Raw genomic sequence first — 13,064 nt, 5'->3', positions numbered from 1 at the left:
TTATTGTTCAGGCATAAGAACGATTTCAATAATCTGATAAAGTTCGTTCTCCATTTTGTAATACTCTCTTATATCCGGAAGCATACTGACGGACCTTTTGTACCGATAATCTTTTCTGAAGCTATTGAATCCGGGTCTTGCAAACCGAATGTCTTTAGCGTCATAACGGGAAGAAATGATGTTACCATAGGGCGTTTTAATCTCGCCGGTTAAACTTGCATCGTATACTTTACCGCTAAGGTTCCAGGAGTGGTTCAGAGTGAGAGTCAGACTGGATTGAGGAAGTTTGACTTTCTCAATGCCTGATGTGTGTTGTGTCTGAGATTTGATAACTTGATTTAAAGATTTTCGGAAAGTGAGCCAGCTTAACGCTGCATAAGTATAGGGAGTATCTTTAAGTGGTGTTAAATTCCATAGATTTGTAATGATCATATCATAAACTGCTTTATCCTTGTTAATTTCTTTTGCATTAAGTCTTGTTTTAAAAGGGACATAGCGTACATTTCTGGACATTGACTCAATAATTTTTAAGATCCCAACAAAAGGAACATCATCCAATTCGTTAAAGCGATAGCCAGATTTTGAGTCGTTCAGAATGACATAATCAACACAGTAGTCAGATTTTGGGTTATGAAATTGTAGATAGGCTGATAGATTATATTCATATGAGAATGAGTATCGTGAGTCCTGACTTCTGAAAGAAGTGATATGACCTCGTTCTAATTCACAAAATTCCTCACCACAAGTAACGTAGCCAGTGACTGATGCCTGACAAGGACTATTAAAATAGGAAATGGGTAAAGGCGGCTTTGCCGTGGTACTTGCCGCCCGGGCAAGAGTAATTTGATCGACAGATTTGCTTGTTGCTGCCTGAGGAAGGAGGATAATCAGCAAGTAAAAGACAGGGAGTAAGGGCTTCATTATTGATAGACCAGTTAGGATAGCGGGGCAGGGGACTGACTTCTCACACGGGTTAGACTGGTACTAAGAGCCTGTCGGACTTAAGACTGTCCTACCGGCAATTGCTCCTGCATTGCTCTAACTCCGGCATCCATGCCGTCGTGCGGTTGCAATAAATTGGTCTAAAAATTCCTGCTTTCTCGTTGAATAGCTCGCTATTCGCCTCAAAATCAGAAACTTTTATCCTCAATTTCTTGCAATCCTCGCTACGGACGCTTAAGTCCGACAGGCTCCTAGGTTCCAGTCAAAATTTAGCCTAAAAATTAGTACGCTTTACTTTTTTGTCAAGAAAAATTCATTCCAATATGAAATAAGCCTCACATGTTTGGTTCTATTGATTTTTTTACTTGAAGTCTGTTGATTTACACCAAGGTTTTCCCTGATTTGCTTTTGACCGCTTGCAGTTTTTGCAGAATTTTGTTTTTTTAAATTGCTCAGTACTTTCAAGGCTCCGGGAGGTTAGCCTGTCTTAGTCTTGGCTGTTCGAGTGCTGGTCAGTGTTCAATAAGAAGAAGGGTATTTAGTTGCTTGAACTGGTTGAATTGGGATGTGCAAGAGACGACCGAACGCTCTTCCGTAATCTCTCGGTTAAACTGTCCCCGGGGGAACTGCTACAGATTGAAGGCGCTAATGGTTCAGGCAAGACAACCCTGCTGAGGGTTCTTGCCGGACTGTCCGGTGATTATCAGGGGAAAATAGTCTGGAAGGGTAAAAAACTGTCCAGTGTCTACGCAGACTTTCGTCTGTCTACGTTTTATTTTGGTCATAAACCTGCTGTAAAGGCAGAGCTGACACCGGTGGAAAATATTATCTGGCGTGCCAACCTGCGAAACGAAAAGTATTCTCAACAACAGGTGTTGGCAGCACTGCAACAGGTCAGCCTGAATGGCTATGAAGATACACCCTGCGGGCAGCTCTCCGCAGGCCAGCATCGTCGGGTAGCGCTGGCTGACCTGTTTGCCAGTCAATCATCGCTCTGGATTCTGGACGAGCCTTTTACCGCCATTGATTTTCATGGGGTAGCCTGGCTGGAAACATTACTGGCCAGCCATGTTGCCGGTGGTGGTATGGTCATCATTACCAGTCATCAGAGTTTATCGAAATTATCGGGCAGCTATCGTACGATCAGGCTGGATGACTATGTTGTTGAAGATGCCTCTGAAGAGATCGGGGATGATAAAGCCGGGGAGGTGTTTCTGTGAATGCTTCCAGAGATACCCGGCAGGTTCCTTTGCAGGGTCGACAGGCTTTTGTCGGGCTTATCAAACGAGACCTGATTCTGGCCTTCCGTACACCCGGTCAAACCCTGAATCCGGTCGCGTTCTATCTGATGGTTGCCAGCCTGTTTCCCATGGGCATTTCCCCGCAAGAGACGTTATTGTCTCAACTGGCTGGTGGTGTGGTCTGGATAGGCGCACTGCTGGCCGTGCTTTTGTCACTGGACTCTCTGTTTAAAGGGGATCAGGAAGACGGTTCGCTGGATCAGTTATTATTGTCCCCTCATCCGCTGCCGTTGCTGGTACTGGCCAAAGTCACAGCACACTGGTTAACGACAGGTGTTGCTCTTATTCTTATGGCTCCCCTGCTGGGGCTGATGCTGCATTTGCCTGCCCGTGCCTTTCCGGCACTGATATTCAGTCTGCTGCTGGGGACACCTTTGATGAGCCTTGCCGGAGGCATTGGTGCAGCCCTTACGGTCAGGGTTCACAGAGGCGGTGTTCTGTTAACCCTGTTGTCACTGCCGCTCTATATTCCTGTTCTGATTTTTGGTACCGGAGCTATACAGAGTGCCATTGCCGGAATGCCTTACACCGGCCATCTGCTCTGGATGGCGGCGTTGCTGGTTTTTGGATTATGTCTGGCCCCGCTGGCTATTGCCGGGGCGTTGCGGGTAGTGGTCGATGGCTGAAGATCAAAATGCCATCATTTGTGGTGCAAAGGCCCAGTTGGTACGATTCAGCAATCCCCTTGCCGCTGTCCCGGACAGTTCGCTGGCTTTGGAAAACAAGCCTTCATAGCGGTTAGCCTGAGCTTCTACCGTGTCTTTCAGTAACTGCTTCTGGTTTGTCAGTTCTGCTATCGCTGCGTTAATCACTGCTGGCTTTTTCATGGCCTCTTCCGTTAACCCGGTATCTGCTTCCAGCTGGGTTTCTGCAGCTTTGGTCAAACCAGCGACCAGCATCAGTCGGGCTCTTTCTTCGTAGTGTCTGACAGCGGTTGCTTCTGCCGCTTTCACTACCCGCTTCCGGGCTTTCTTTTCGGCTTTCCGCTCGTTTCTGGCGCTCAGTTCAAGCAGATCCGGGATTTTGCTACCCAGGATAATGGTGCGGTAATGTTCATTGAGTGTATCCAGAATGGCTTCTTCCGATTCACCCGGGGTGATGGTTCCACACTGTCTCTCAATGATACTCAGTTGCTCTTCTTTCAGTGTTTGCAGAGTCAGTGCCAGCGCCGCACGGTTGGTACGGCCCGGTTCGATACCGACCTTTGCCAGCTCCGCTTTAAGAGCCCGAAGTTTTTCATCAGACCTGGTAATCTCAGCGGCGTTTTTAATTCCTTCTTCCAGAACGTTCAGGACTTTAACCGAATCAGCAATCTGTGCTGCCAGTTGCCTGCGAGACTGTTCAGTCTCCTGCAACTGTCTGGCAACCGCCTGAACATGGGTCAGGGCTTCTGCGCTGTGCGCTTCACTCCACCGCTTCCAGTGGGTATTGTAAAGCTCTTTCATTTTTTCTTCCTGAATGCGCTGGTAGTACAGGTCGCGATCCATCATCCGGGCAACCAGGGTTCGGGCTTCCTTCTCACATTCTGTCCGAATCTGTTTCACCATGGGGTTGCCAGAGTTAAACATGGCCTGCTGATAGTGCTGAATGCTGCTGTAGACCGAACTGCCTAAAGTCCGGACTCTGTTTACCAGCTGGAAGAAACCGTGGCTGAATATCAGTGCGGAGAGCGTGGCACCCAATACCGGACTACCCAGAATCACTGCAAAACCAGTTGCATAGAGCGTCGCACCGAGGGCAGCGGTCAGGGCAATGGCAGAGGTGGCAACAGCCAGTTCAATACCCAGTTTCTTCCAGGCACCGTCTTCGCCGTGGTAGATGCCTTTGATCGCCTTATACATGTTTTTGAAGGGTGTCAGAACCGGCCCCAGGACGGTACGTGCCATTGCTGTTGGCAGGCTGTCACCCTTGCCAAAGTGGCGGAGCCCTGTCGCAATGGTGTCGTAAGGGCTGGTCGCTGTCAGGAAAAGAGGGCCGTGATTAACAATTTTGTCCAGCAGGCGAACCTGTTCACCATCCAGACTGTTGAGACCCTCACGAATGGCGTAAGTCCCTCCTGCCCGGAGCGCTGCTTTACCCACGGTCAGAGCGGTACCAATGGCGGTACCGATGGCAGCGCAGGCGGGTGCAGCAGCGCCAAAGGTGAGCAGCCCACCTATAAAGCCTGCAGTTGTTCCGCAAATGCCAGCCGCAGTGCCGGTCATAACATTTTTAACAAAATTCAGAGCGGTGGTGGTGTGCATGGTGTAGGCAGCCATATCACACAACAGCTGGAAACGCTTGATGTGTTTAGCCAGATCTGAGTCAGGGTCAACCTCTTCCAGAACCGCTTCATCGCCGGCAAAGCAAGATGCCATTGAATGGGCTCTTGCCGCGTTCTGCAACTGGGTTAACAGACCTGCACTGTCAGGTCCCAGAAGCGATTGCAGCTGATCCATGATCAGGGAGATATCGCCAAACAGTCGGCGGAATTGCTCAGGATTGCGCTCTGCTACTTGCAGAGCCGAAGTAATAATGTTCCGGGCTTCCTGTTCCAGCGCTCTGTAACTCTGGCCGGGCAGGCGCAGGACCTGCAGGAAGCTGGCTTTACCGGCCTGCCAGTCCTGCCACAGCTGGCTGCCCGGCGCTGCAATGTTGCTGGCTGCCTGTTTTATCGTGGCCCCGTCCAGGCCGTCGATGTCTTTCAGTAACTGCAGGAATTCTTCTTCCGCAGAGTAGCCCAGCTTCTGCAGAGTCTTTGCCTGCTCCAGGTCGGCCAGAATCTGGGGAAAGGGACGTTCTTTGTCCCAGAAAACCCGTCTGGCTAGCCGGTAGACTCCTTCGGTATGGCTCCCTGCCGGACGTACCGGTGTGAATTTCTGACGGATCGAGTGAATGGTTTTGAGTCTCTCGACATCTTTGTCGTAGTCACCGCTGGTGAGAACCACCAGTCCATCCTGGCCCTTCAGTCTGGCGCGAATTTCGAATTCAGCCTGCTCCTGCTGTAAGCGACGGGCATCAAAGCGCACTTTTTGCAGCGTTATCAGGTTGGCATCGCTGCGATTGGCGTGAAAGTCTGCTTCTGCTTTGAACAGGCTTTCCATGGTGGTGTACAACTGGGTTTCCGTGTCATTGGCATTGTTGGCCAGCTTTTCCATCAGGCGCTGGATGGAGGGAATATTGAGGGCAAACAGACGTTTGTTGACAGGCTTGTGCTGTTCGCTGTCCAGTATTCGGTGCAGCTCTTCGGCACGTTCAAAGTTCTTAACCGCTTTATCCATAGCCGCCAGGGCTTCCTGCTCTTCTTCACTGAGAACCTGTGCAGCTTTGTAAGTCGCCATCAGCTCTTTAAACAGCTGGCTGCTTTTAACCATTTTATGCAGCTGGGCTTTGTTCATGGTGGCGTAGTCGGCATGAACAATCCTGTGCTGCAACTGTTGCAGGTAGACGTCAACCAGAGCATTCTCCAGAGCTTTATTCAGCTCAGCATTGGCAGGGTCTGCCAGAAAAGCCTGAAGCTCTTTACGGTGGGTGGCCCGGCCAAGCTGCTGCAACTGACTGGAGAGTACTTTCACTTCCGCACGTTCTGAGTCGGTCAGGGACTGACTGGTGTCTTTCAGCTTCAGGCGCAGCTCCTGCAAACGGTATCCACACTGGCTTTTCATGTATTCTCTGACAGGGTCTGGCTCTGAGAGCAACATATACTTCGTCAGGTCTTTGGGGGAACGTATGTTCCCGGCATTACGATGTTGCAGCTCGTCAAAGCTCTGCTGCAGGCGATGAAAGGCGGCAGCGACATCAGCAATGGCTTCTGTTTTCTGCAGATCGGACAAGATGGCAGTACAAAGGTTTGAGAACCAGCCTTCGTTTTTGAAAGGCTTGAACAAGGGTGTGGCTTTATGATTGTCCGGATCCAGAAACTTCGCGTTCATTATCTGGCAGAAAGAGATTTTTTTGTTGTCTTTTTCCAGTTTTACCAGCAGGGCAAACAGTTCTTCGTACTGACCGGATGCCAACAGCTGGTTCATCAAGGCGATCTGCTGGTTCGCATGCTCACGACCGGCACTGTTCCACCAGGTAGCGGCATCGGCTTTGAGTTCTTTCAGGCGCTGGTTGATCAGGGCTGAGGCAAATTCAGGATAGTCTTCGCTCATCTGGCCCAGAATACCGTAAGGATGCAGAATCGCAGTTTCCTGACGTTCCAGACCGTTCTTGTCATAGATAGCCATCAGCTCATCCAGCTGTTCTTCCAGTCCCTGCCGGGATTGTGAAATAACACGGGTGTTCAGGGTTTTCTGGCTGGCTGAGTGGGTGAGTTTTACAGAGCTGGGGGCAGAGTGTTTGAGCGTAGTGACCTGACCTTTTGCCGCTGACTGGTCAGCTGGAACATTACCCGTATCGTCATAAGACCGGCCGCTGGGGGTTCGGTTCTGTGTCGATGTCAGGTTCATCATCGCGGGCCTCCTTGCATTGCCTTTTATGATTTCCGTGTAACTTGAGACCCGGCTTTATTAAGGAAGTTCGCTAACTGGTCAGGCTGGCTGTCACCAATGTCAGTAACCCTGACAATGACAGTAGAGGGAAAATGGAGCTATACAGTTTATGACTAAATTGCATAAAAAAAATTCCAAATCTGGTGTTTGTATCAGAATTACGTATAATTCCGCCGGTTTATCTTGACACTTCTTCTTCGGATTTCTGCATGTACCAACTTGGCCGCAAATTACTGTTCTGTCTTTCAGCTGAAAATGCTCACGATATGGCTCTTGAGATGATTGCGGCTGGTCAACGTCTGGGTGTTACCGGATTGATAGCACCGAAAGTACCTTCCCGTCCACGTCAGGTGATGGGGCTGACCTTTGACAACCCGGTCGGCCTGGCTGCGGGCATGGATAAGGACGCAGACTGCATCGACGGCATGGGCGCCCTGGGGTTTGGCCACGTTGAGCTGGGTACTGTTACCCCTCGCCCTCAGCCGGGTAACCCGAAGCCTCGTGCGTTTCGTATCCCTGAGCGCAATGCCCTGATCAACCGTATGGGCTTCAACAATAAGGGTGTGGACCATCTGGTTGAGAACGTACGGAAATGCAACTACAAAGGTGTGATCGGTATCAATATTGGTAAAAATTTCGATACTCCGGTTGAAAATGCCAACAGTGACTATCAGATCTGTCTGCGCAAGGTTTACGCCCATGCGGGTTATGTAGCTGTAAACCTGTCTTCCCCGAATACTCCGGGACTGCGTGAACTGCAGTACGGTGACGCCTTGAAAAGCCTGCTGGATATGCTGAAGCAGGAACAGGCTGCCTTGACTGAACGTTATGGTCGTAAAGTTCCCATTGCCATCAAAATTGCCCCGGATATGACCGAAGAAGAGATTGCCGGAATTGCTCAGGAGCTGGTGGCGTATGAGCTGGATGGCGTTATTGCCACCAATACCACTTTGTCCCGTGATGCCGTACTGGGGCTGCCTAATGCCCGGGAACAGGGCGGTTTGAGTGGCGCGCCATTGAGCGATCGTTCCACCGAGGTGATTCAGCTGCTTTCATCTGAGCTGTCCGGCAGACTGCCGATCATCGGTGTGGGTGGTGTAATGGATGCCAGAACCGCAGCAGACAAGATCAAGGCAGGTGCCAGCCTGGTACAGCTGTACTCAGGATTTATCTACAAAGGCCCGACCCTGATTCGTGAAGCAGCGGAAGCGGTATACTCCTGCGACCGCTGATCGCTTTATTGACAGTTCTTGCAGGTAGCGGCTGTAGATAGCTGCTGTAGATCGCTGCGAAGGCAAAATACAAGAAAGCCCCGGTAAGCCGGGGCTTTCTTGTCCTGAAAGGCTTTTACAGAAGCGTTATAAGTCAAAGATGGCTGGTGTCGGATATCCGATGAACACCCGATACGCCGATCATGCCATCCCAGTTGTCGACACGACCTTCCCGCCAGCCAGTCAACCAGGCCTGACGAAGTTGTGGTTCCTCGTGTGGGCAGATATCCTTGGAGCGGCCAGACACGCCTGTTTGATATCCCTTGGTATAGGCTCTGTCTGTTTTATCCCTTTTTTGTCTTTTCATCATGTGGTACTGCCTCTTGCTGGTACGTTTGTTGATTGCCTCCATGGCATCCCTTGATGCTTCCCGGTGCACAGCATTCCGGCAGCTCCCCGAGTCGAAGCAACCCTGGAAGCTGTTGAAGGCTCCGGGGGCATGTCTTGCAGGGAAAGTCTACGGGTCAATTTCTATCGAATATTAATTGAGCTGTCGAGAAATAAAATCTGATAAAAATAAAATTTTTAATAACTATTTAGAATTTATGCGCTGTCATCGTAACGCTATACATCGTAACGCTATACATCGTAACGCTATACATCGTGACGCTATACATCGTGACGCTATAAATCGTGACGCTATAAATCGTTAATTCTTCAGGAAAGCCTGCAATCGCGCAGTCTTCCTGAGCAAACCGTCCATGAGGGTGCCCTGGCTGTGCTAAGTAAAGCGCTTTCCCATGCCTCTCCAGAAAAATAGAGTTCAGAAATGAGTTCAATTGAATTTTTTGCCAGTTGCCCGAAAGGGCTGGAATACCTGCTGGCTCAGGAGCTGAAACAGCTCGGTGCGCAGACCGTGCAGGAAACGGTAGCCGGGGTCAGTTTCAGTGGTGGTCTGGAAGTCGCTTACCGTGGGTGCATGTGGTCCCGGCTGGCGAGCCGGATTCTGTTGCGACTGGGTGAGATTAACAGCGCCACCAAAGAACAGCTCTACGATGGGGTAAAGTCTTTTGAATGGGACGACCATCTGGACAGTAGCAGCAGCTTTCGCATTGATTTCACGGGTTCAACGCCAGATATCAATCACACCCGCTTTGGCGCCCAGGTGGTGAAAGACGCTATTGTTGACCAGCTGCGCGATGAGCATGGCTGGCGCCCTTCGGTCAATGCCAGCAATCCGGATCTGCGTATCAATGTGCATGCCCGTGGTGAAAAAGCCTTTGTTTCTATTGACCTGTCCGGGCAGAGTCTGCATCAGCGTGGTTACCGGCTGGAAGCGGGTACTGCACCGCTGAAAGAAAATCTGGCCGCTGCTTTGCTGATTCGGGCTGGCTGGCAGGAGAAAATGAAAACAGGTGCCACGCTGGTTGACCCTATGTGTGGCTCCGGTACGTTGCTGATCGAAGGTGCCATGATGATGGCGGACATTGCACCCGGCCTGATGCGTGCGCGTTTTGGCTTTGACCGCTGGATGGGGCATGTGCCGAAAATCTGGATGAATATTCTGGAAGAAGCCCGTGAGCGCCGTAAAGTCGGGCTGGCAAGTGTTCAGTCCAGTATCATTGGTTTCGAAGGGTTGTCGTCGGTTGCTCACCGGGCAAAAGGAAACCTCGAACGCATGGGGCTGTCCAGACTGGTCAGTGTTCGCCAGCAGGAACTGAAAGATTTGCAGCTGGATGCAGATCTGCCGGACGGTCTGGTGATCTGCAACCCGCCTTATGGTGAGCGTATGGGCGACGAGGCCAGTCTGGTGTACCTGTACCAGCATCTGGGTGAGAAGCTGAAACAGAACTGTCCGGGCTGGGAAGCCGCCATCTTTACCGGTACGCCAGCGCTTGTTCGTAGCCTGGGTATGGGGCCGAAAAAGACTTACTCCCTCTTTAATGGAGCGCTGCCGTGTAAATTGTTCCTGTACGATATTCGTGAAAAACAGGAGCAGCCGGTTTCTGCCAGTGCTGAACCAACAAAAGCCAATATTCCTTCTGTTACTTACCGTTCAGAAGGTGCCACGATGTTTGGCAACCGTTTGAAGAAAAATCTTCGGACCATTGGCAAGTGGGCGCGTAAAAGTAAAATCCAGTGTTACCGTCTTTATGATGCGGATATGCCGGAATATGCGGTGGCTGTTGATGTCTATGGTGACTGGGTGCATGTGCAGGAATACGCCGCACCGGCTTCTATCAATGAAGAAAAGGCGAAAGAACGTCTGCTGGAAGCGCTGGGCGTGATCCCTGAGATTCTGGAAATTCCCCGTGAACAGGTGGTCTTCAAACAACGTAAACGTCAGTCCGGAACCAGCCAGTACAACTGCGTGGATGAGGTGGGTCAGATGATGGAGGTTGAAGAAGGCGGTTGTCGTCTGCTGGTCAACCTGCGCGACTATCTGGACACCGGGTTGTTCCTGGATCACCGGCAGATGCGCTTGCGTATTCAGAAGGAAGCGAAAGGTAAAAAATTCCTTAACCTGTTCTGTTATACGGCAACGGCAACGGTCCATGCGGCTGTTGGTGGAGCCAGTACGACCACCAGTGTAGATCTCTCGAACACCTATCTGGACTGGGGGCGAAAAAACCTGGCTTTGAATGGACTGAGCGAAGTACGCCACCGCTTTGAGCGGGAAGACTGCCTGAAGTGGATTGAACAGGATAAAAACGACTATGACCTGATTTTTATCGACCCACCCACCTTCTCAAACTCCAAGAAGTTCGAAGGTGTGTTTGATGTGCAGCGTGATCATGGTCATCTGATCAAACTGGCAATGCGTCGTTTGAATGAAGGCGGTACCCTGTATTTTTCCAACAACTTCCGTCGTTTCAAGCTGGATGAGAAGGTAGCGGCAGAGTTCGAGGTAAAAGAAATTTCCGGTCAGACCGTTGATAAAGACTTCCAGCGTCGCAGCAACATTCACCGTAGCTGGATGATTCGCCATAAAGGTTAAAGTTTGTTTTTATACAAACGTCATCGTTCCCGCTAAAACGGGAACGATGATAAAAAGTTTACAGAGGCTTTTCATGGGCGGGGAGTCACGGCAATTGTCATTTTCAGGTTATAATGGCGAACTTCCTTACAATTAATTTGGCTGGCCTTTGTTTGCGAAAAGACTGGTCGTCACTGGACCCGGATTGAATGTTCAGACCCTTACCCTTTTTCATTGGTTTGCGGTATACGCGAGCCAAGCGGCGAAATCATTTTATTTCCTTTATTTCATTGATGTCGATGATCGGGCTGACGCTCGGTGTGTGTGTGCTGATTATCGTTATGTCGGTGATGAACGGCTTTGACCGGGAACTGCGCACCCGAATTCTGGGTATGGTTCCCCACGCTTCTATTACCGCAGTCAGCGGGGGCATGTCAGAGTGGCAGGAGGTGCTGGAGCGGGCTGTTGAATTCGACGGAGTGGAAGCCGCCGCACCGTTTATTGATGGTCAGGGCATGCTGGCGAACGGGTCTATTGTTCGTGGTGCCATGGTCTATGGCATTGAGCCTGAGTATGAGAAGCAGGTGTCTATCATCAATGACCACATGGTTCAGGGGTCACTGGATGATCTGAAACCGGGGGAGTTCGGGATTGTTCTGGGTGAGCTGTCTGCCCAGTATCTCGGTGTGACACTGGGCGATAAAGTGACGATGGTGCTGCCGGAAGCCAATGTGAATCTGGCAGGCGTGTTCCCCAGGATGCGACGTTTTACCGTGGTCGGGTTGTTCTCTGTCGGGGCTGATCTGGACGGCAGTCTTTCCTATATCAATATTCAGGATGCCGCTCGTTTTTTGCAGGTGCCAGAAGGCGTAGAAGGTATTCGCCTGAAAATGCACGACTTGTTCCGGGCTCCGGCTATTGCCTGGGATCTGGCGATGACACTGCCCGGGCGTTATTTTGTGCAGGACTGGACCCGTACCCAGGGGCGTTTGTTCCAAGCCATCCAGATGGAAAAAACCATGGTCGGTTTGCTTCTGACCCTGATTGTTGCCGTGGCTGCGTTTAATATTGTTTCTACCCTGGTCATGGTGGTGACGGATAAGCAGTCTGATATTGCTATCCTGCGGACACTGGGTGCCAGCCCGAGAACCATTATGGGTATCTTCATGGTGCAGGGTTCCCTGATCGGTATCATTGGTACGGTACTGGGTGTGGTACTGGGTGTGATTGCGGCTTTGAATGTGGCTGGTATTGTGTCAACCATTGAGCAGGTGCTGAGTATTCGCTTCCTGAGCCCGGATGTCTATTTCATTTCCTATCTCCCTTCTGAACTTAAATGGCAGGATGTCACTGTGATCAGTGTGACGGGTTTGTTGATGAGTTTCCTGGCGACTCTGTACCCGGCCTGGCGTGCTTCCAAAACTCAACCGGCGGAGGCGCTACGTTATGACTGAACAGGCTGTGAGTGAACAGAGAAGCGACGTTTTAAAATGTACGGCTCTGGCAAAGAGTTTTGATGAAGGGCCACAGGAGCTGAAGGTTCTGAAGGATGTTAATCTTTTTGTTGCACCTTCTGAGCGTATCGCCATCGTAGGGGCTTCCGGTTCCGGCAAAACGACTCTACTGCAGCTGCTGGCAGGGCTGGATAAGCCCAGTTCCGGCGAGGTGCTGGTCTGTGAGCATAATCTGGCACATATGAAAGACCGTGAGCAGAACCGCCTGCGTAACCAGCATCTGGGTTTTGTCTATCAGTTTCATCATCTGTTGCCGGAATTTACTGCACTGGAGAACGTTTCCATGCCGTTGTTATTACGCAGGGGGATGTCTTTGAAAACGGTGCGACAGCAGTCAGAGCAGATGCTGGAACTGGTGGGAATGTCACACAGGGTGAAGCATAAGCCAGCTGAATTATCGGGTGGTGAACGACAGCGTGTGGCGATTGCCCGGGCGCTGGTGACCCGACCTGACCTGGTGTTTATGGATGAACCGACCGGCAATCTGGATCCGAATACCGCTGCCAGGGTTCATGAGCTGATGGCTGATTTATCCAGAGAGCTGACCACGAGTTTTATTGTGGTGACCCATGATATGGCCTTTGCAGAGCAGATGGATAAAACCTACCTGCTTACAGATGGCACTCTGGTGTTGAGTTAGATCTGGA

9 protein-coding genes are annotated in these 13,064 nt (G+C 50.7%); 6 read left to right on the top strand and 3 right to left on the bottom strand.

The annotated features are described in order from the left end of the window. A complete protein-coding gene (locus NX722_RS12470; RefSeq protein WP_262568261.1) occupies positions 1-921 on the bottom strand; it encodes a hypothetical protein in 921 nt (306 codons plus the stop codon). A gap of 563 nt (positions 922-1,484) precedes the next feature. On the opposite strand from NX722_RS12470, the gene ccmA reads away from it, so the two are divergent. Beyond that, positions 1,485-2,162, top strand: a complete 678-nt coding sequence (ccmA, locus tag NX722_RS12465) for a cytochrome c biogenesis heme-transporting ATPase CcmA (RefSeq protein ID WP_262568260.1) — start codon at positions 1,485-1,487, stop codon at positions 2,160-2,162. Then, entirely contained in the window at positions 2,159-2,869 is a 711-nt protein-coding gene (ccmB, locus tag NX722_RS12460) for a heme exporter protein CcmB (RefSeq protein WP_407647989.1), read from the top strand. Before ccmA ends, ccmB begins: the two co-directional genes overlap by 4 nt. A gap of 3 nt (positions 2,870-2,872) precedes the next feature. Here the strand turns inward: ccmB and NX722_RS12455 are convergent, their stop codons facing one another. Continuing rightward, positions 2,873-6,676 carry a coiled-coil domain-containing protein gene (locus NX722_RS12455; protein ID WP_262568259.1) on the bottom strand — a complete coding sequence of 1,268 codons (3,804 nt, stop codon included), beginning with the start codon at positions 6,674-6,676 and terminating at the stop codon, positions 2,873-2,875. 248 nt (positions 6,677-6,924) lie between these two features. Here NX722_RS12455 and NX722_RS12450 point away from each other — a divergent pair, with 248 nt between their 5' ends. After that, positions 6,925-7,947, top strand: a complete 1,023-nt coding sequence (locus NX722_RS12450) for a quinone-dependent dihydroorotate dehydrogenase (protein WP_262568258.1) — start codon at positions 6,925-6,927, stop codon at positions 7,945-7,947. Between the two features lie 133 nt (positions 7,948-8,080). Here the strand turns inward: NX722_RS12450 and rmf are convergent, their stop codons facing one another. Next, complete coding sequence (rmf, locus tag NX722_RS12445) at positions 8,081-8,293, bottom strand: ribosome modulation factor (protein ID WP_262568660.1); 213 nt, start codon at positions 8,291-8,293, stop codon at positions 8,081-8,083. Between the two features lie 462 nt (positions 8,294-8,755). Here rmf and rlmKL point away from each other — a divergent pair, with 462 nt between their 5' ends. From rlmKL to NX722_RS12430, 3 genes are all read left to right on the top strand, one after another. Continuing rightward, on the top strand, positions 8,756-10,924 hold the full coding sequence (gene rlmKL / locus NX722_RS12440; RefSeq protein WP_262568257.1) for a bifunctional 23S rRNA (guanine(2069)-N(7))-methyltransferase RlmK/23S rRNA (guanine(2445)-N(2))-methyltransferase RlmL: 2,169 nt from the start codon (positions 8,756-8,758) through the stop codon (positions 10,922-10,924). A gap of 188 nt (positions 10,925-11,112) precedes the next feature. Continuing rightward, on the top strand, positions 11,113-12,357 hold the full coding sequence (locus NX722_RS12435) for a lipoprotein-releasing ABC transporter permease subunit (RefSeq protein WP_262568256.1): 1,245 nt from the start codon (positions 11,113-11,115) through the stop codon (positions 12,355-12,357). Then, positions 12,350-13,057 (top strand): ABC transporter ATP-binding protein, encoded by a 708-nt coding sequence (locus tag NX722_RS12430; RefSeq protein WP_262568255.1) that lies wholly within the window; start codon positions 12,350-12,352, stop codon positions 13,055-13,057. Before NX722_RS12435 ends, NX722_RS12430 begins: the two co-directional genes overlap by 8 nt. The last annotated feature ends 7 nt before the right edge of the window (positions 13,058-13,064 follow it).

The sequence above is a fragment of the Endozoicomonas gorgoniicola genome (assembly GCF_025562715.2).
Lineage (GTDB): Bacteria > Pseudomonadota > Gammaproteobacteria > Pseudomonadales > Endozoicomonadaceae > Endozoicomonas_A > Endozoicomonas_A gorgoniicola.
Note: the sequence above shows the minus strand (reverse complement) of the source record. Positions and strands in the feature narration are given on the sequence as shown.

Coding starts and splice junctions, on each gene's coding strand:
- NX722_RS12430 (WP_262568255.1), top strand. CDS start 12,350: ATGACTGAACAGGCTGTGAGTGAACAGAGAAGCGACGTTTTAAAATGT.
- NX722_RS12435 (WP_262568256.1), top strand. CDS start 11,113: ATGTTCAGACCCTTACCCTTTTTCATTGGTTTGCGGTATACGCGAGCC.
- NX722_RS12450 (WP_262568258.1), top strand. CDS start 6,925: ATGTACCAACTTGGCCGCAAATTACTGTTCTGTCTTTCAGCTGAAAAT.
- rlmKL (WP_262568257.1), top strand. CDS start 8,756: ATGAGTTCAATTGAATTTTTTGCCAGTTGCCCGAAAGGGCTGGAATAC.
- NX722_RS12470 (WP_262568261.1), bottom strand. CDS start 921: ATGAAGCCCTTACTCCCTGTCTTTTACTTGCTGATTATCCTCCTTCCT.
- rmf (WP_262568660.1), bottom strand. CDS start 8,293: ATGAAAAGACAAAAAAGGGATAAAACAGACAGAGCCTATACCAAGGGA.
- NX722_RS12455 (WP_262568259.1), bottom strand. CDS start 6,676: ATGATGAACCTGACATCGACACAGAACCGAACCCCCAGCGGCCGGTCT.